The following is an 18,677-nucleotide window of genomic DNA, read 5'->3' on the forward strand; positions in this document are numbered from 1 at the left end:
TGAGATGTCGCGCAGAGGCTACCCGCACAAGCGGGTAGCCGTTCTTGTCCGCAGGAAACGCCCGTGACGAACCGCACTCCATCGCCGCGCGGAATGCCGCTTCTCGACCGTGGGGTGGGGCCGCTCTTGATGCTGCCGGCGACCCTGCTCGTCGTCGTCTTCCTGGTCGGCCCGTTCTACTACATGGTCTACACCGCGCTGACCGACCTCAGCTTCGCCGACGCCAGCCATGCCGGCGCCTTCGTCGGTTTCGACAATTTCCGCAAGCTGATGCGCAACGACCCATTCTTCTGGGCATCGTTCCTGTTGACGCTGAAATTCGTCGTCATCGCCGTCGGCCTTGAGTTCCTGCTCGGCTTTGCGCTGGCCTTCCTGATCTTCCGCTTCGTCGCCAGCCAGCGGCTTCTCACCACACTGCTGCTCATCCCGATGATGATCGCGCCGGTCGCCGTCGGGCTGATCTGGCGGCTGCTGTTGCAGGGCGATTTCGGCATGCTCACCTTCTACATGCGCAAGGTCGGTCTGCTGGCGCAGAATTCGGCGGTGCTTTCGGCACCCGACCTGGTGTTTCCGACCATCGTCGCCATCGATGTCTGGCAGTGGACGCCTTTCGTCACCCTGATCATGCTCGCCGGCATGATGAGCCTGCCGCGCGCGCCGTTCGAGGCGGCAATGATGGATGGCGCCAAACCGTTCCAGATTTTCCGAGACGTCATGCTGCCGCTGCTGCGGCCGGTCATCGCGCTCGTGCTGCTGCTGCGCGGCATCGACGCCTTCAAGGAGTTCGACAAGGTTTTCCTGATGACCGGCGGCGGTCCGGGAACGCTGACCGAGCTGGTCTCGATCTACGCCTACCGCGTCAATTTCCGTAACTGGGACCTCGGCTACGGCGCCGCGGTCGCCTTCATGATCTATCTCGTCGTGCTGATCCTGTGCTCGGTCTTCTACAAGGCCGTCTACTGGTCGAGCCGCAAGCAGGCGGCGGCGTTTTGAGGGCGCGGCGATGATCGATCAATCCACCAACCGCGCCTGGAAAAGCTTTGCCTGGGCGGTGTTGCTCGTCGCCGTCGTGGTGTCGCTGACGCCTTATGTCTGGATGGTGCTGGCGTCGTTCAAGAACCGCGTCGATCTTCTGTCTTCTGTGCCGAAATGGATTTTTTCGCCGACGCTTGCCAACTATCCCGCCGTCTTCATCGACAAGGGATACTGGCCGCTGGCGATCAATTCGGTGCTGATCTCGGTGTCGTCGACCATACTCTGCATCGTCATCGGCGCGCCAGCGGCCTATGGCTTTGCCCGCTCGGATTTTCCCGGCAAGGAAGACCTGTTCTTCTTCTTCCTGACCACGCGCATGGCGCCGCCGATCTCAATCGCCGTGCCGCTGTTCCTGTTCTTCACCTCGCTGGGCCTGATCGACACCATCTACGCCGTTGTGATCGCCCACACCTCCTTCAACCTGTCGCTCGTCGTCTGGATGATGCGCGGCTTCTTCGCCGAAATCCCCAGGGAGATCGACGAGGCCGCGATGATGGACGGCCGCTCGCGGCTCGGCGCATTCTTCTTCGTCGTCGCGCCGCTGGCCGCACCCGGCATCGGCGCCACAGCGGTGCTCTGCTTCATCCTGTCGTGGAACGAGTTCCTCTATGCCTTCATCCTCGTCGCTTTCGACGGGCGGCCGCTGACCGTCGGCATACCGGGGCTGGTGACGCCGCATGGCACGCTCTGGGGACAGGTCGCGGCAGTCGCGATCGTGGCAACGCTGCCGATCGTGCTTTTCACGTTCCTTGTCCAGAAACAGCTCGTCCGCGGCCTCACCTTCGGCGCGGTCAAGGGTTGAAGGGATCTTGTATGGCAATTGTTTTCGACGGCGTCACCAAGGCCTTCCCGGACGGGACGGTGGCGCTGCAGGCGCTCGATCTTGCTTTCGAGCCCGGCGAATTCCTGGTTCTGCTCGGCCCGTCCGGTTCCGGCAAGACGACAGCCTGCCGGCTGCTCGCCGGGCTGGAGCGGCCGACCGCCGGGCGCATCATGGTCGAGGGCCTCGATGTCACCGACCTGCCGCCGCGCCTGCGCGGCATGGGCATGGTGTTCCAGAACTATGCGCTCTACAGCCATAAGAGCGTCTACGAGAACATCGCCTATCCCTTGCGCATCCGAAAGATGCCGGCCGCCGAGCTTGACCGCTGCGTCCGCGCCATTGCCGAGCTGCTCGAAATCACCCGTTACCTCGACCGCCGCCCTTCGCAATTGTCGGGCGGCCAAGCGCAGCGCGTGGCTGTGGCCCGCGCACTCGTCTGGCAGCCGAGCCTCTGTCTGATGGACGAGCCGCTGTCCAATCTCGACGCCTTGTTGCGGCTCCACATGCGCACCGAGCTGAAGCGTCTGCATCGCGAGCTGAAAAAGACCTTCGTCTTCGTCACCCACGACCAGGAAGAGGCGATGACGCTGGCGACCAGGGTCGCGGTGTTGCGCGAAGGCGCACTGATCCAGTACGACGACCCGCGCGAGATCTATCGGCGGCCTGCCAATCGCTTCATCGCCGAATTCATCGGCCGTCCAGCGATGAACACGTTCGATGGCGATGTCCGCGCCGGCGTCTTCCACGCCAGCGGTTTCACTTGCCCGCTGCCGGGAAAGCCTGATGGTCCCATCGTGCTCGGCATTCGCCCGGAACAGATCCAGCTGGTCGACGCCTCCGCAAGCGATGCCATCCAGTTTGCCGTCGACGTCGTCGAACCGGTCGAGCCGGACGTCCTGATCTTCGCCAAGAGCGAGGCCAACGCGCTGATCGTCAGGACCGTGAATGACGATCGCGCTTTCGATCCCGGCCAGCCGCTTTATCTACGCTTTCCGCCGGCGGCGCTGCACACGTTCGATGCGGTTTCGGGAGCGCGGCTGCCGTGAGCACGCTGCTCGCTTTGGTGCCGCTGGCCGCCGCTGCTCTGGTCTGGCGGCTGTTCTACAGCTTCAACCGGTCGCGGCGCTGGTTCTCGATGGGCGAACTCATCTTCTGGGACGCCATTGCACTGGTAATCCTGCAGCTTGTCTGGCTGATCTGGTTCTGAATGCGCATTCCAGCAACGCAGATCAGTAGCCCAGCGCACAACCGTCCTTGCGCGGATCGGAGGCACCGGTGAGCGTGCCCTTTTCCCAATCGATCAGCACCAGCTGGCCGCCGCCATGCGGCTCCTCGGCGATCGAAACCTGATGGCCGCGCTGACGCAGGCCGGCGATCGCCTCAGCCGGAATCCCGCGCTCGGCCAGCACGGCATTGTCCTTGTAGAACACCCGTGGCGCATCCAGTGCCTGCTGCGGGTCCATCCCGAAATCGATCATGTTGGTCAGCAGATGGACATGGCCGAACGGCTGGTAGCCGCCGCCCATCACCCCGAACGGCATCACCACCTTACCCCCTCGCGTCGCCATGCCAGGCATGATGGTGTGCATCGGTCGCTTTCGCGGCGCGATACGATTTGGATGGCCTTCCGTGAGGCGAAAACTGCTGCCGCGATTCTGCAGCACGACGCCTGTCTTGGGACCGACGACGCCGCTGCCGAAGGAACCGAAGGTCGAGTTGATGAAGCTGACTGCATTGCGGTCGCGGTCGACCACGGAGATATAGACGGTGTCGCTGCGCGGCAGCTCAAGCCGCGGCAGATGCGTCATGGCGAGGGCCGGATCGATGGCGGCGCGCAGCCGCTCCGCATAGGCTGCCGACAGCAGTTGTTCGACGGGGACCTGGACGAAATCCTGGTCGCCGATGAAAGTATCGCGGTCCTGGTAGGCAAGCCGGCCGGCTTCGATCTCGAGATGCAGCCGCGGGGCACTGTTCGGCTCCAACGAACCAAGGCTGAAGCCCGAAAGCACATTCAGCATGATCAGCGCCGTCACGCCCTGATTGTTCGGTGGCATCTGATGGATATCGTAGCCGCGATAGGACGTATTCACCGACGTGACGTAGTCGCCTTGGGTCTCGGCGAAATCCTCCAATGCATGCAGCCCGCCCAGCGCGCGAAGACGTTCCACCAGATCGTCCGCGACTTCACCTTCATAAAACCCTGCACGGCCTCGGTTGGCGATGATGCGCAAGGTGTCCGCCAAGTGCGGCTGCCGATGCACATCGCCGGTTTGCGGCGCCCTTCCCTCGGGCAGGAATATGCGCGCGGCATGTTCATCGGCTGAGAGCAGGGCGACCTCGTCGGCCCAGTCGAAGGCGACGCGATCATGAACGACATAGCCTTGTTCGGCATAGCGAATGGCTGGCGCCAGCGCGGCGTCGATGCCCTTTTTTCCGTGGTCCTCGAGTAGCCGGCACCATGCATCGATGGCGCCTGGTATGGTGACGGCATGCGGTCCGGCCGCAGGCAGTTCGCTATGGCCCCGCTCCAGATACCAATCGGCATTTGCAGCAGCAGGCGACCGCCCCGAGCCGTTGAAGGCCAGCACCTCGCCCTCGCCTTTGGGACTGTAGAGCACAAAACAGTCGCCGCCGATGCCGGTCGATTGCGGCTCGACCACCCCTTGCACTGCCGCCGCACAGACGGCGGCATCCATGGCGTTGCCGCCAGAGCGCAGCGTGTCGATAGCCGCCAGCGTCGCCAACGGATGCGATGTCGCCGCCATAGCTTCTGTCGCGCGAACCGGCGAGCGGCCGGGGAACTGAAAATCACGCATGCAATCCTCCGATGATCCACCCGCCGGTACTAACCTCAATGCTTGATACGGTCGCGCATCGCGTACCACAACATCCCCAGCACATAGAGCGGGCCCCGCAGCGCCGTACCGCCCGGGAACGGCATCGGCGTCAGCGTCGAGAACAGGTCCAGCCGCGAGGCGTCGCCCGTAATCGCTTCGGCCAAGAGCTTGCCCGACAGCGTTGACAGGATGACGCCCTTGCCGGAATAGCCATGCGCGAAATAGACCTCGCCATAGTGCCCGACATGCGGCAGCCGCGACGTGGTCACCGACACCAGGCCGCCCCAGGCATGATCGATGCGGCAGCCCTTCAGTTGCGGGAAGGTGGCCTCCATATGCGGCCGCACGAAGCCGGCAATGTCGGCCGGCGGCGATGGCGTGTAGCGCTCGCCGCCGCCGAACAGCAGCCGACCGTCCGCCGACATGCGGTAGTAGTTGACGACGAAGCGTGTATCGGACACCGCCACATTGGCCGGGATCACATTGCGCTTGCCCTCCAGCGGCTCGGTGGCGACGATATAGTTGCCGACCGGCATGATGCGGCTGTTGACGCGCGGCTCCAGCCCATGCAGCAGCGCGTCGCCGGCCAGCACGACATGTTTGGCCCTTACCGACCCCTTCGCCGTCGAGACCCGGATCGAAGGCTCGCGCTCCAGCTTTACCGCGACGGAAGTTTCATGGATGACGACACCGGCCGCCACGGCGGCACGGGCAAGGCCGAGCGTGTAGTTCAGCGGATGCATATGGCCGCCAAGCGGCTCATACATCGCGCCATGATAGGGCGTGTCCACCTTGCCGCGTGCCCGCGCCGCAGACAGGATCTCGACGTCGCGGAACTTCATCACGCTCTCGAGGCATTTGGCCTCGTCTTCGAGATCCCTGAGGTCGGAGCCATTAACGGCACCGACGAGATGGCCGGTCAGCCGCAGATCGCAGTCGATGGCGTGGCGCTCGATGATGTCGAGCACCAGGCCCCGCGCCTCGAAGGCTAGGTCGAACAGCGCCTTCGCCCGCTCGGGGCCGTAGAGCTTGACCAGCCCCTTGGCGCCTTTGCGTAGGCCGGGGATCATCTGGCCGCCATTGCGGCCCGACGCGCCCCAGCCGATCTTGCCGCCTTCGAGCAGCACCACCTTCAGGCCGCGCTCGGCGGCATGAAGGGCGGCCGACAGGCCGGTGCAGCCGCCACCGACCACCACCAGGTCGGCGTCCACATCGCCCACCAGCGCCGGATGGTCCGGCGCCGGATTGGCGGTGACGACATAATAGGATTTGCCGATATCGAGACCGGAATTGAAACCCGTTGAACTGGCGGCCATGATCACACCTTCAGCAGCAGGTGATCGCGTTCCCAGCTCGTCACCACGCTCTGGAACAGGTCGAGCTCGACGCTCTTGACGCGCAGATAGGTCTGGAAGAAATCCTCGCCGAGCAATGCCCGCACCGGCTCGCAAGCGGTGAAACGATCAAGCGCCTCCTCCATGGTTTTCGGCAGCGTGCTTTTGATCTTGTAGGCATTGCCTGAGGCCTCGGCCGAGCGCGCGAGTTTCTGCTCGACGCCGAGATAGCCGGCAAGCAGCGAACCGGCGATCGCCAGATAGGGATTGCAATCCGCTCCCGGCAAGCGGTTCTCTACCCGCCGGGCGGCGCGGCCACCTGCCGGCACGCGCAGGCCACAAGAGCGGTTGTCATGCGACCATTCGATGTTGGCCGGTGCGCTGTGGTTCGGCCGGATGCGGCGGAACGAGTTCACGTTGGGTGCGAACAGCGGCATGATCTCGGGCACATATCTCTGCAGGCCGCCGATGAAATGGCCGAACATTTCGGTGTCTGCATCATCTCTGTCGGCAAACAGCGCGGCGCCTGTCGTTTCATCGACGACAGACATGTGCAGATGCATCGAACTGCCGGCCTGCGCGGCGATCGGCTTGGCCATGAAGGTGGCGTGCATGCCGCTCTGCTGCGCCGCTTGGCGAGTCAGCCGCTTGAACAGCAGCACCTGATCGGCGAGTGGCACCGCGTCGCCGTGCAGCAGATTGATCTCCAGCTGCGCGGTGCCCGATTCATGGATCAGCGTGTCGAGCGGCAGGCCGGCGGCTGCGGCATAATCATAGACGCGCCTTATCACCGGCTCGAATTCTTCCAGCGCCACCATGTCGTAGGGATGCTGCGAGCCCTCGGCGCGGCCATTGGCGCCAACCGGTGCCGTCAGCGGCTGGTCGGGATTCGGATTGGGCGCGGTCAGGTAGAATTCGACTTCCGGCGCCACCACCGCGCGCCAACCGCGCTTCCGGTAGAGATCGAGCACGGCGCGCAGCACATGTCGTGGCGAGGCCATCCAGGGCTTGCCTTCCATGTGGAAGGCGTCGGCGAAGACATAGGCTTTGCCAGCGCCACCGCCCGGCGCCAGGCACAGCGTCGACATATCAGGCACCATGCGCATATCCGGGTCTTGATAGGCAAAGCCTTCGTCGATCGAACCGGAGTAGCGACCATCGATGCTGACCAGGAAAGCGCTGCTCGGCAGGTAGAGTGCGCGGTCTTCCAGCGCCTTGAGGAATTTTGCTGTCGGCAGCGCCTTGCCGCGCAGCACGCCATTCATGTCGGGCACCAGGCACTCGACCTCCGTGATGCCATGCTGGGCGAGCCAGACCTTGGGATCGTTGCCGGTGAAGAGAGCGGTGTTGGTATCTTTGTCCTGCATTTTGGTTCACGTACCTATGAGAGAGAGTATGGCTTGCGCGGCCACATCCGTTCCAGGGGTCAGCGCCATCTTGGCAGCATTGTCCCTGAGGCGGGCGCGCATCGCATCGTCGGCCAGCAGGCCGAGAATGGCTCTCTCCAATCCCCCTTCGGTCCAGGCGTCGCGGCCGATATGGTCGCCGACACCCGTCTCTCCCGCGCGTTGCGCATTGTCATGTCCGTCCCAGCAATAGGGCATGATCAGCGACGGCACGCCGAAGCGCAGCGCCTCGCAAAAACTGTTGTTTCCTCCGTGATGAATAAACAGGTCCGACTTCGCCACCACCGAAGGCTGCGGAAACCAGGCGTCGAGATAGACATTGTCCGGCACCGCGCGGTAGGCGTCGCGCAGGCCGCCGGCATTGACGATGAAGCGCGCCGGCAGCCGGTCGAAGACGGCGAGCATGCGTTCGATCAGCCCGACATCCATCGCGCCGAGACTGCCGAAGCTGACATAGACCAGCGGGCCGCCATTGCGCGGAAACACCGGCACCTCGAATGGCCCTTCCGAACGCACGCAGCCTTCGAGATAGACAAAGCGTTTGGGGTCGAGCGGCTCGGCCCGCTCACGCCGTACGATCGCTGGCGTCAGCAGCAGATTGAGGTCGGGTGATGTCTCGAGGAACAGGCCCTTGGGCAACGGCGCCAAGCCGGCATCCGCACGAAAACGGTTGAAGCGCTCATGCGCGGGTGCGGAGGCCGCGAGATAGCGCGCTTCGAACGCCGCACGTTGCGGGTCGTCGGCACCCATCCCCGAGAGATAGGGCGGCACCTCGGCATCCGGCAGTTCCGTCTCGGCACAGGAGACGACGCGCACCCACGGGCAGCCGGCGGCGGCGATCGCCGGGAACATGATGACGTTGTCGAGCACCACCGCGTCCGGCTTCAGCCGCGCCAGCAATTGGCGCAGCGGCGCCTCGGCGTTGACGGCGGTGTCGACGATCGCTTGCCAGGTCGGCGCGACATAGGTCTCGAGCTGGTCGATCGGGCTCAGCCGGAAATGCGGCAGGTGCCGGCGCACGAAGGCCTGCCAATAGCTCTGGCGGTCGCTGTCGCTCAGCGGCTCATCTGTCGGCAGATGGTATTCCTGGAAGCCATAGTCGGTAAAGACGCCGGAGAAGCCGGCATGGCAGATGAAGACGGGGCGAGCGCCCCGTGCGCGCAATGCCTGTGCGATACCGACGCAATTCAACGCGGCGCCGAAACTGGCTTCGGGAAACAGCGCGATGGTCGGGCTGGCTTTACGCGTCAATTATTCCTCTTCAATCCGGCCGGCTGATCATGCCGAACAGTGCGGGAGCTCCGCGGCTGGCTGCTTGCGGTCGCTGGCTGCGGGAGAGCCGCAGGTGGATGCGAAGCAGATCGGCAGCCACCTCATACTGCCGGCTTTCAAGATAGTCGAGTATGCCCGAGTGTTCGCGCAACGATTGCCGCAGCCGAAACACGTTGACGCCGGAATAGATGCCCGGCAGCCGGCGCAGGCGGAGATGATCGGCCAATGCATCCGACACAAAACGGTTGGCGCAGCCCTCGGCCATCATGCCATGAAAATCCATGTCCAGCCGCTGGAACTCGCGCGTGTCGAATGTCTCGTCCGGCAGCGCTGCAAGCGCTTCCATGCCTTGCCGCAACATTGCTGCCCGCGCCCCGTCCAGCCGAAAGCCTGGCGTCAGGATGGCCGCCGGCTCCAGCACCAGGCGGAACTCGTAGCTTTCGCCTTGCGCCTCCGGATCGTCCGGCGCGCGGCGAAACAACCAGGATTGCCCAGGCGCACGATCCAGAAGATTCTCGTCGGTCAGTTTGTTAAGTGCTTTTAGTACCGTCTTGCGATCAGCGTCGTAGCGTCGCATCAGCCCCGCGATGGTCACCGTCTGGTCCAACCGTCGCGCCGAGCGGTCGCGCAGGATGGCTTCGGCGAGCTCGTCTTCCTCCGCACTGGGTAGTTCGGCGGCAATGGCGGGCTGGGCGGCGAGGTCGACCGTCAGATGATAACCGCTGTCGGCCTCCCAGCGCACCACGCCCCGTTCCGCGAGCAGGCCGAGTGCCGCGCGTACGGGCGTGCGCGAGACATTGCACAGCGAGGCGATCTGCTGTTCGGGCAGGCGGGCGCCAGGCTCGAAGCCACGCTGCCGCGCCACATCCAGGATGCGTTGCGCCAGATCGAGATGGTTGGTGCGAGGTCGTCTGGCTACGGCTTGCATGACTTTTCTCGAATGCGAATGTGGCGCATTGGTCTGGCTGATCGCCGGAACAGGGACAATCGGCCAAATTCGTCCGTCGGTTGACAGATTATGGATTGACGTACTTTTTTCTGCAATAGTACTGTCGGCACAATCGGCGAGAAAAGACCGAGGGAACAGGATCGAGGCAGGCGCGCGCGTCGCCGGCCCTGGTCCGGCAAATGATTTCGACGATCAAACCGAATGGGAGACTGCCATGACCGCTACCAGCCTGCGGCGCCGTGCGCTCAATACATCCTCAATCGCTCTCGGTCTCGCCCTGACGCTCTCGGTGCCGGCCGCCGCAGCCGACCTCGTTATTTCGAACTGGGATGGGTACATGGCACCCGACGCCATGGCCGCTTTCAAGACCGCCACCGGCGTTGCCGGCGAAGTGGTGGTGCACGCCACCAATGAAGAGATCATGGGCAAGCTGATTGCCGCCGGCGGCAAGGGCTATGACGTGGTCTTCGTCTCCTCGCCCTTCGCCGAAGTATTAAACAAGCTTGGCCTGACCGAGCCGATCGATCATGCCAATATCCCCAACCTCGCCAACCTCTATCCCGAAGCGACCAAGCTGCCGCACGATGTCGGCAACGCTTTCTCCGTGCCTTACACCTGGGGCACGACGGGCCTCTGCTACCGCTCTGACCTGGTCAAGACGGCGCCCACGAGCTGGAGCGACCTGCTCGCCCCTTCCGACGAGATGAAGGGCAAGACCACCATGCTGGCGACCGACCGCTGGCTGCTGGCCGCCGGGCAGCTCGACAAGGGCTATTCGGTCAACGAGACCGATCCGGCCAAGATGGCCGAGGTCAAGGACCTGCTGATCTCGGCCAAGAAGACCCTGCTCGCCTATGACGACACCACCTTCTATTCCAAGCTGGTGTCCGGCGAGGCCCTGATGGTGCAGGCATGGGACGGCTGGTGCAATTACGGCATCGCCGACAAGCCCGAGATCAAATACGTCATCCCAAAAGAGGGCTCGGATCTCTGGGTCGACACGATGGTGGTGATGAAGGCGTCCGAGCACAAGGACGACGCCTTCAAGTTCATCAACTTCATGCTCGACGCCAAGAACCACGCCTGGGCGGCGCAGAACATCGACTACAAGGTGCCGAACAAGCCGGCGATGCAAAGCCTGCCGGCCGACTTCCTGGCCAAATTCCCCAACATGGCGATGCCGGTGGCCGATCTCGTCAAGTTCGAGCAGTTGCGTGACGTCGGCGAAGCCCAGCGCGACTATTCCAAGATCGTCAGCGAGATCAAGGCCGCGCAGTAAGCGGCCTGCCACTTCGATTGCTGGAAGCAAGCTTGCGTTCCTTCACGCCCCCCTCTGGCCTGCCGGTCATCTCCCCCTCAAGGGGGGAGATCGGCTGTGGCGTCGCTTTCGCCGATCTTCGACGTTTGAAAGCAAGCGAGAGGTTGGAACTGCTAATCTCCCCCCTTGAGGGGGAGATGCCCGGCAGGGCAGAGGGGGGTGCGGCGTGACGCGGACCTCCCGTTCCTTTCTGCTGATGGCCCCGGCGCTGGTCTGGCTGACCGCGCTGATGGTGGTGCCATGCGCGCTGGTGCTGGCGCTCGCCTTCTTCCGGCGCGGCGTCTATGGCGGCATCGACTACACCTTCACGCTGGGGAATTTCGGGCTGGTCTTCGACCCACTCTATGCCGGCATCTTCCTCAACTCAGCACGTATCGCCGGTACCGCGACGCTCATCGCAGTCGTGATCGGCTATGCCGCGGCCTATGCAATTGCCGCCGCACCACGCCGGTGGCAGCCGGTGTTCCTGTTTTTCGCCGTGCTGCCGTTCTGGTCCAACTACCTGATCCGCACCTATGCCTGGATCGTGCTGCTGAACCGCGAAGGGCTGATCACCCAGCTCTTGCGCTGGTTCGGCTACACCGGCGAACCGCCCTCGATGCTCTATACCGAAGGCTCGGTCATCGCAGGCCTCGTCTACAACTATCTGCCCTTCGTCATCCTCGCCTGCTACGCGCCGCTGTCGCGCCTCAACCCGGAACTGGCCGAAGCATCGCGCGATCTCGGCGCTTCGGCCGCCACCACCTTCCGACGTGTCATCCTGCCGCTGACCGTGCCCGGCATCGCTGCGGGCGCCGTCTTCGTCTTCGTGCTGTCGATTGGCAATTTCGTCACCCCGGCGCTGCTTGGCGGCGGCCGCTTCCAGATGATCGGCAACCTCGTCTACGACCAGTTCCTGACCGCCAATGACTGGCCGTTTGGCGCGGCATTGGCGATGGCGCTGATCGCCATCATGCTTCTGGTGCTGATGGCGCAGGCGCTCGCCGCCGACCGCGCCGCGGGGCGTGCGGCTGAGGCAAAGGGTGACGCCGATGGCTGAGCGCCGCGCAATTCTTGCCTTCTCCCCGTTCACCGGGAGAAGGTGCCCCGAAGGGGCGGATGAGGGGCGGCGTCAACCTTTGCGACGCTCAGCGCTGCCCCTCATCTGCCTGCCGGTATCTTCTACCCGTGAACAGGGAGAAGGACTCTGGTCGTTCGCTTGCCTTCCAATTGTCGGAGGCCGGCGATGACCCATTCATTCACCCGTACGCTCGGCATGCGGACGATCCTCACCCTCGTCTTCGCCTTCCTCTACATCCCGATCGCCGTGCTGGTGGCGCTGTCCTTCAACGAAGGCGGATTGCCGACGGCATGGTTGGGCTTTTCGCTGAAATGGTATGCCTCGCTGGCCGGCAATTCCGCCATCCTTTCCGCTGCGCTCAACACGCTGATCGTGGCGTTGGTCTCCACGGCCATCGCCACGCTGCTCGGCACGCTGCTGGCCATCGGCATCGAGATGCGCCGGCAATACGGCAAAGGTCTCGAGGCGCTGATCTTCGCACCGATGATCATCCCCGACATCGTCCTGGCGATCGCTCTGCTGTCGTTCTTCTCCATGCTAAACCTGACCATGGGCCTGCACACCATCATCCTCGCCCATGTCGTCTTCAACCTCGCCTTCGTCTGCTCGGTGGTGCGCGCAAGGCTGAAGAGCTTCGACTGGTCGATCGTCGAGGCCTCCGCCGACCTCGGCGCCTCGGCTCTGACCACCTTCCGGCGTGTGACATTGCCGGTCATCGCGCCGGCAGTGATTGCCGGCGCTCTGCTTGCCTTCACGCTCTCGGTCGACGAGTTCATCATCGCCTTCTTCACCGCCGGTGCCGGCCGCGCCTCGACGACGCTGCCGATGCAGATCTACGCCATGATCCGCTTCGGCATCACGCCGGAGATCAACGCGCTGGCGACCATCGTCATGGCGGTCTCCATTACCGCGCTGACCCTGTCGCAGCGGCTCAACCGTGGGATCATCGGCCAATGAGCCAACCGCGCACGCTGCTGGCTATTGATAACGTGTCGAAGAAGTTCGGCCGGGTCACCGCGGTCGACGGCATCTCGCTCGACATCCGCGAAAACGAGTTCTTCGCGCTGCTTGGACCCTCCGGCTGCGGCAAGACCACGCTGCTGCGCATGCTGGCCGGCTTCGAGACGCCAACCGACGGCCGCATACTGCTCGATGGCAAGGACATCGCCTGGACCCCGCCCAACAAGCGGCCGGTCAATCTGATGTTCCAGTCCTACGCGCTGTTCCCGCATATGAGCGTGCGCGCCAATGTCTCCTACGGGCTGGAGATGGAGCGCTTGCCGAAAGCTGAAATCCGTTCCCGCGTCGACGCCATTCTGGCCACCACCGAGCTTGTCCCCTTCGCCGACCGTAAGCCTGAGCAATTGTCGGGTGGCCAGAAGCAGCGCGTCGCGCTCGCCCGCGCGCTGGTCAAACGGCCTCGGTTGCTGCTGCTCGACGAACCGCTCGGCGCGCTCGACAAGAAACTGCGCGGCGCCATGCAGCTGGAGCTGAAGCGCCTGCAGCACGAAGTCGGCATCACCTTCGTCATCGTCACCCACGACCAGGAAGAGTCACTCGTCATGGCCGACCGCATGGCGGTGCTCAAGGACGGCCAGTTGCTGCAATGCGACGCGCCGCATGCGATCTACGAGCATCCCGCCGACCGTTTCGTCGCCGACTTCATCGGCGTGATGAATTTCGTACCGGGCAAGGTGTCTGCGGATGGCGTGATCGCCGCGAACGGCGCGCGCATTGCCGGCAAGGTTCCCGCCGCGCTTTCACCCGGCGCTTCCGCCGTGGCCTCGGTGCGACCCGAACGCATCCGGCTGTTCCCGTCACCCGAGACCGCCAACCGCACCGCCGGCATGGTCGAGGCGCTGGCCTATCACGGGCTGGACCTGCAACTGCATATCCGCACGCCTCTGTCGCCAAAACCATTTCTGGTGCGCGTCACCGCCGATGCCGCCGACCGCCGGCCGGTCTCGTCGGGCGATCAGGTCGAACTCGGCTGGGACGCCGCCGATGTCAGAATTTTTCAGGAATAGGAGAAGCCTTATGGCGCAGAAGACGATCGCGTTTTTTCCCGAAGCGGCCTACGGCCCGGCGCTCAATTCGGTCGGCATCGCGCAAGCCGTCGAGGCGCTCGGCCATAAGGCAGTGTTCCTGTCCGACCCCGGCTTTGTCGATGTCTACAAGGGTTACGGCTTCGAAGCGCATCCGGTGAACCTGTCGGAGCCGATGCCGCCCGAGCAGATGGCGAAATTCTGGGAAGACTTCATCAACAGCCACATCCCGAACTTCCGCAAATCGCCCTACGATCAGGTCGACAATTACGTGAAGGATTGCTGGACCGCGATCGTCGACAGCGCCAAATGGGCGCAGAAGGATTTGCCGCGAGTCCTGGCCGGCATCAAGCCTGATGTCATTTGCGTCGACAATGTCATCCTGTTTCCGGCCATCAAACAGTTCGGCAAGCCTTGGGTGCGCGTCATCTCCTGCTCGGAAAACGAGATCGAGGATGAGGACATCCCGCCGCATCTCTCCGGTTGCGGCGAGAACGACCATGTCGGCCACCAGCGCTATCGCGATCATTTCAATGCGGTGATCAAGCCCATCCACGACGACTTCAACGCCTTCCTCACCGCAAACAATGAAGCGCCCTACCCCGTCGGCCAATTCTTCGAGGCCTCGCCCTATCTCAATCTGCTGCTCTATCCCGAAGCGGCAAAGTTCAAGCGCCGCCATCCGCTCGACCCGGCAAAGTTCCAGTATCTGGAAGGCTGCGTGCGGCAGGAAAAGCCCTATACCGTGCCGACCTTCCCCGAGAACAATGACGGGCCGCTGCTCTATGTCTCCTTCGGCAGCCTCGGCGCCGGCGATGTCGATTTGTTGAAGCGCATAATCGCAACACTGGGCAAGACCCGTTACCGCGCGCTGGTCAATGTCGGCGGCTACAAGGACCAGTACACGGATGTGCCGGACAACGTCATCGTCGAGAGCTGGTTTCCGCAGCCTTCAGTTATCCCGCAGGCCGATGCCGCAATCCACCATGGCGGCAACAACTCGTTCACAGAGTGCCTCTATTTCGGCAAGCCGGCCATCATCATGCCCTATGTCTGGGACGGCCACGACAACGCCACCCGCGTCCAGGAAACCGGCCATGGCTTCGGCATGCCGCGCTACGACTGGAGCGACGCCCAGCTGATCAGCAGGATCGAAGCCTGCCTGACTGACCCCAAGATGAAGATCAGGCTGGCGAAGACCTCGGCGCAGATGCAGGCCCAGAACGGGCCTGAGAAGGCAGCCGGGCTGCTGGAGGCGCTGCTGTGAACTCCTCCGCCCCGCATCTCTACCAAGCCTCCACCCGCACCGACCTCGTCGACTGGGGCGCCCAGTCCGACGCGCTGGACGGCGCGTCGCACTCGACCGGCAGGCTTGTCCACAAAGGACCCAACAACCAGCCGGAATCCGGCATCTGGGTCTGCACGCCCGGCCGCTGGCGGCTCTCGATTCCGCGCGACGAATTGTGCCATTTCGTCGCCGGCCGCGCGAGCTACCGGTCGGATGCCGGGGAGGTGGTAGAAGTCGCAGCCGGGACCGTGGTCATGTTCCCTGCCGGCTGGACAGGCGAATGCACCGTGCATGAGACCATGCGCAACGTCTACATGCTGGCCTGAACAGCAACGGAGCTTCGCAATATGCCGACACCGCACTGGCCAAAGGCCTCGACCGTGAAACTGGAGGACTGGGGCGGGGGCAGCAACACGCTTGCCGGCTCGCCGCGCGCCTCGGGCAGGATCCTCTCGCAGAACCCGGACGGCTCAAGCGAATGCGGCCTGTGGTCGTGCACGCCAGGCAGCCGCAAGGTTACCTTTGCCGCCGACGAGTTCTGCCATTTCCTGTCGGGCCGCGGGACCTATGTCCGCGAGAATGGCGAAGAGATCCCGGTCGAGGCCGGCATGCTGGTGTTCTTCCCGCCGGCTGGGCCGGCACCTCCACCATCACGCAAACACTGACCAAGGCCTTCATGTGCCGCTGAGCACTTTTTTAAAGGAAATCGCCATGACCACGCCCATCATGGAATCCCCGCTTGCCATCACCGACCTCGTCGACTGGGGCGTCATCCCGACCATGATCGAGGGCGTGTCCCACACCTCGGGCAAGCTGCTCTACAAGGGGCCGGAGGGCCGTTCGGAATGCGGCCTGTGGGTCTGCACCCCCGGCAAATGGCACTGCCATGTCACCCGCGACGAGTTCTGCCACTTCCTCGAGGGCCGCTGCACCTATGTGCACGAATCGGGCGAGGTCATCCAGATCGAGCCGGACACGGCGGCGTTCTTTCCTCAGAATTGGAAAGGCGTCTGCACCGTCCATGAGACCATCAAGAAGGTCTACATGATCCGCTGAGCGGACCTGAAAGGACGACCATGCAATTCTCCGCTGAACGGCCGGCTTTCTTCGTCAATCCGCACTACCGGCCGATGACCGGCACGGCAAAACCGGTGATCGATCCGGCGACGCTGGAGACCGTCGGCTCGATCACCGCCGCAACGGACGGTGAGGTCGATGCGGTGCTGTGTGCCGCAACCACGGCACAAGCCGCCTGGAAGCAGCTCGATGCCAAGAGCCGGGCAAAGCATCTGCATGCGGTCGCCAACGCCATCGAGGCGGCGGACTTCACGCGCTGCGCCGAGCTGATGGTGCGCGAGATGGGCAAGCCCTATCCCGAAGCGATCGGCGAGATCGCCAATTGCGCGCCGATCTTCCGCTACTATGCCGAGATGGCGCGCGACGACGCCGGCAAGATCGCCGGTACGACGCAGGCCGGGTCGTTCCAGTATGCGCGCTACGAGCCGTATGGCGTCTCCGTGCACATCATGCCTTACAACTTCCCGATCCTGCTGATGTGCTGGACCGTCGCGGCCTCGCTTGCCGCCGGCAACGGCTGCGTCATCAAGCCGGCCGAAGCGACGACGCTGTCGACGCTGGACTACATGACGGTGTTCCGTTCACTGCCGGAAGGGCTGGTCGCCTGCCTGCCTGGCACGGCCGCCACCGCGCAGGCGCTGATCGCCTCCGAGCGCACCCACGCTGTCGCCTTCACCGGCTCGGTCGCCGCCGGCAAAGCCGTGGCAGTCGCCTGCGCCGAGCGCATGAAGCCTTGCGTCATCGAAGCCGGCGGCAGCGATCCGCTGATCATCAGCGAGCACGCGCCGCTCGACGTGGCGGCAGCCGGCAGCGTCACCGCCGCCTTCCACCTGACCGGCCAGGTCTGCACCTCGGCCGAACGCTTCTTTGTCGTCGACTCGGTTCACGATCGCTTCGTCGAGCTGTTCGCCGAGAAGACGCGGGCGCTGCGCATCGGCAATGGCATGGACAAGACCGAGATCGGCCCGCTGGTCAGCGAAGCCGCCCGGGCGAAAGTGATGCGGCTGGTCGATGATGCTATCAGCAACGGCGCTATAGCCGTTGCCGGCGGGCGCATTCCGCCGGCGCACAACACTGGCTGGTTCTACGAGCCAACGATCCTGACCGGCGTCACCCCCGATATGGCGATCGTGCGCGAAGAGTGTTTCGGACCGGTCGCCGCGATCTGCCGCGTCAAGGATTTCGACGAGGCGATCCGGCTTGCCAATGACAGCCCGTTCGGCCTCGGCGCCTCGGTGTTCACCACCGACCTCGCCGAGGCGCATGAGGCGGCCGAGCGGCTCGAGGCCGGCATGGTCTGGGTCAACAACCCGCTGATCGACAATGACGCCTTGCCCTTCGGCGGCTGGAAGGCATCAGGCCTTGGCCGCGAGCTGGGACGCCAGGGACTCGACGCCTTCCGACGCTCCAAGATGGTCATCATCGACCACAGACCGGCGATCCAGGACTGGTGGTATCCTTACCCCGACAGCTGGTTCCGCGAGACAGGCGGCCGCAAGCACGTGTGAGCCCGGCCAGTCCATAACGTAAGCTGATGCTTACGCATCTGCCGAGATAGGCCGGCTATTTCAACGCTTGAAGCTTGTCGATCGCGGCAGTGAATCCGGCAAGCGAGACCGGAATGGTCACCGGCTTGCGCGTCACCGACTCCATGCCGATGTTCAGGTTGGTTCCCGATTTCATCGCCTTGACGAGGTCCGCCGACAAAGGGGTCGCGGCATAGGCGCCGTTCTGGTCGCTGGTCTGGATGGCGATGGTCGTCTTCTGCCCCTGGTCGATCTGGTACGAGGCGCCGGAAGGCAGGAACAGCCCGTGCGGCAAGGCCAGCAGCATGGCGAGGTTGCCATTGCCGTTGTCGCGGCGAACCGTAACGGTAAGAACGCGCTGCCCCGTCTTGGCCTCGGTAAGGTTTTGGGAGACCTGGCATTGAAGCTCGATGCCGGCCGATCCGCTGGCGCAGTTTAGCGCCCACGGATTGCCTTCTGCAGGCTTGGTCTCGGCAGATGTGGTTGACTTCGGCTCTTCGGCAAGCGCCGACCCTGCCGTCACGACCAGCCATAGCGCGCCGACCCAGGCGGCCCGGCCACAAACGGTTCTCAGCAATGAAGCCACCCGATCCTCGTCGTGTCAGGGTTTCGCCGAGCGCGTTGATACAACAGCCGAGCCTGGCGGGGAAGCCAATACGGTACATGAGCTCGGGCTAAATTACTGTTGCTGAATTGTCACAATAAAC

19 protein-coding genes are annotated in these 18,677 nt (G+C 63.8%); 13 read left to right on the forward strand and 6 right to left on the reverse strand.

Translation table 11 applies throughout. The features are described 5' to 3' along the window. The first annotated feature begins 63 nt into the window (after nucleotides 1–63). The 4 genes from NKI10_RS13145 to NKI10_RS13160 are packed head-to-tail and all read left to right on the forward strand — an operon-like array spanning nucleotide 64 to nucleotide 3,065. Nucleotides 64–993 carry a carbohydrate ABC transporter permease gene (locus NKI10_RS13145; protein ID WP_156932370.1) on the forward strand — a complete coding sequence of 310 codons (930 nt, stop codon included), beginning with the start codon at nucleotides 64–66 and terminating at the stop codon, nucleotides 991–993. Nucleotides 994–1,003: 10 nt separating this feature from the next. Continuing rightward, nucleotides 1,004–1,837: a carbohydrate ABC transporter permease gene (locus tag NKI10_RS13150; RefSeq protein ID WP_023737493.1), complete on the forward strand. Its 834-nt coding sequence runs from the start codon at nucleotides 1,004–1,006 to the stop codon at nucleotides 1,835–1,837. 11 nt (nucleotides 1,838–1,848) lie between these two features. Further along, entirely contained in the window at nucleotides 1,849–2,904 is a 1,056-nt protein-coding gene (locus NKI10_RS13155) for an ABC transporter ATP-binding protein (protein ID WP_352860291.1), read from the forward strand. Then, nucleotides 2,901–3,065 carry a hypothetical protein gene (locus tag NKI10_RS13160; protein WP_023672938.1) on the forward strand — a complete coding sequence of 55 codons (165 nt, stop codon included), beginning with the start codon at nucleotides 2,901–2,903 and terminating at the stop codon, nucleotides 3,063–3,065. The genes NKI10_RS13155 and NKI10_RS13160 overlap by 4 nt, the downstream gene beginning before the upstream one ends. Before the next feature lie 22 nt (nucleotides 3,066–3,087). Here the strand turns inward: NKI10_RS13160 and ggt are convergent, their stop codons facing one another. Genes ggt through NKI10_RS13185 form a run of 5 tightly spaced genes read right to left on the reverse strand, consistent with a single transcriptional unit; the run spans nucleotide 3,088 to nucleotide 9,635 of the window. Further along, nucleotides 3,088–4,674, reverse strand: coding sequence for a gamma-glutamyltransferase (gene ggt / locus NKI10_RS13165; RefSeq protein ID WP_352860293.1), 1,587 nt, complete (start codon nucleotides 4,672–4,674; stop codon nucleotides 3,088–3,090). Between the two features lie 35 nt (nucleotides 4,675–4,709). Continuing rightward, nucleotides 4,710–6,011 (reverse strand): NAD(P)/FAD-dependent oxidoreductase, encoded by a 1,302-nt coding sequence (locus NKI10_RS13170; RefSeq protein ID WP_352860295.1) that lies wholly within the window; start codon nucleotides 6,009–6,011, stop codon nucleotides 4,710–4,712. A gap of 2 nt (nucleotides 6,012–6,013) precedes the next feature. Then, nucleotides 6,014–7,396: a glutamine synthetase family protein gene (locus tag NKI10_RS13175; protein ID WP_352746947.1), complete on the reverse strand. Its 1,383-nt coding sequence runs from the start codon at nucleotides 7,394–7,396 to the stop codon at nucleotides 6,014–6,016. A 6-nt stretch (nucleotides 7,397–7,402) separates the two neighbouring features. Then, nucleotides 7,403–8,686 carry a glycosyltransferase gene (locus NKI10_RS13180; protein WP_023698837.1) on the reverse strand — a complete coding sequence of 428 codons (1,284 nt, stop codon included), beginning with the start codon at nucleotides 8,684–8,686 and terminating at the stop codon, nucleotides 7,403–7,405. A gap of 10 nt (nucleotides 8,687–8,696) precedes the next feature. Continuing rightward, on the reverse strand, nucleotides 8,697–9,635 hold the full coding sequence (locus NKI10_RS13185) for a GntR family transcriptional regulator (RefSeq protein ID WP_352860297.1): 939 nt from the start codon (nucleotides 9,633–9,635) through the stop codon (nucleotides 8,697–8,699). A 235-nt stretch (nucleotides 9,636–9,870) separates the two neighbouring features. On the opposite strand from NKI10_RS13185, the gene NKI10_RS13190 reads away from it, so the two are divergent. From NKI10_RS13190 to NKI10_RS13230, 9 genes are all read left to right on the forward strand, one after another. Then, a complete protein-coding gene (locus tag NKI10_RS13190; protein ID WP_352860298.1) occupies nucleotides 9,871–10,935 on the forward strand; it encodes a polyamine ABC transporter substrate-binding protein in 1,065 nt (354 codons plus the stop codon). 235 nt (nucleotides 10,936–11,170) lie between these two features. Further along, nucleotides 11,171–12,013 (forward strand): ABC transporter permease, encoded by an 843-nt coding sequence (locus NKI10_RS13195; protein ID WP_352459794.1) that lies wholly within the window; start codon nucleotides 11,171–11,173, stop codon nucleotides 12,011–12,013. 186 nt (nucleotides 12,014–12,199) lie between these two features. Beyond that, the gene (locus NKI10_RS13200) at nucleotides 12,200–12,991 is read left to right on the forward strand and encodes an ABC transporter permease (protein WP_352860300.1); all 792 of its coding nucleotides are present in this window, start codon (nucleotides 12,200–12,202) and stop codon (nucleotides 12,989–12,991) included. After that, nucleotides 12,988–14,061: an ABC transporter ATP-binding protein gene (locus NKI10_RS13205; RefSeq protein WP_352860302.1), complete on the forward strand. Its 1,074-nt coding sequence runs from the start codon at nucleotides 12,988–12,990 to the stop codon at nucleotides 14,059–14,061. Before NKI10_RS13200 ends, NKI10_RS13205 begins: the two co-directional genes overlap by 4 nt. Before the next feature lie 10 nt (nucleotides 14,062–14,071). Then, a complete protein-coding gene (locus NKI10_RS13210) occupies nucleotides 14,072–15,346 on the forward strand; it encodes a nucleotide disphospho-sugar-binding domain-containing protein (protein WP_023819647.1) in 1,275 nt (424 codons plus the stop codon). Then, entirely contained in the window at nucleotides 15,343–15,693 is a 351-nt protein-coding gene (locus NKI10_RS13215; protein WP_023819646.1) for a cupin domain-containing protein, read from the forward strand. Before NKI10_RS13210 ends, NKI10_RS13215 begins: the two co-directional genes overlap by 4 nt. 21 nt (nucleotides 15,694–15,714) lie before the next feature. Next, a complete protein-coding gene (locus NKI10_RS13220) occupies nucleotides 15,715–16,032 on the forward strand; it encodes a cupin domain-containing protein (protein ID WP_352860305.1) in 318 nt (105 codons plus the stop codon). Nucleotides 16,033–16,078: 46 nt separating this feature from the next. After that, a complete protein-coding gene (locus tag NKI10_RS13225) occupies nucleotides 16,079–16,423 on the forward strand; it encodes a cupin domain-containing protein (RefSeq protein WP_352666193.1) in 345 nt (114 codons plus the stop codon). A 20-nt stretch (nucleotides 16,424–16,443) separates the two neighbouring features. Beyond that, nucleotides 16,444–17,952 (forward strand): aldehyde dehydrogenase family protein, encoded by a 1,509-nt coding sequence (locus tag NKI10_RS13230; protein WP_352860308.1) that lies wholly within the window; start codon nucleotides 16,444–16,446, stop codon nucleotides 17,950–17,952. Nucleotides 17,953–18,007: 55 nt separating this feature from the next. Here NKI10_RS13230 and NKI10_RS13235 read toward each other — a convergent pair whose 3' ends face one another. Continuing rightward, nucleotides 18,008–18,547 (reverse strand): invasion associated locus B family protein, encoded by a 540-nt coding sequence (locus tag NKI10_RS13235; protein WP_023672953.1) that lies wholly within the window; start codon nucleotides 18,545–18,547, stop codon nucleotides 18,008–18,010. Nucleotides 18,548–18,677 lie beyond the last annotated feature (130 nt).

The organism is Mesorhizobium sp. M0802, assembly GCF_040320115.1.
Taxonomy (GTDB): Bacteria; Pseudomonadota; Alphaproteobacteria; order Rhizobiales; family Rhizobiaceae; genus Mesorhizobium.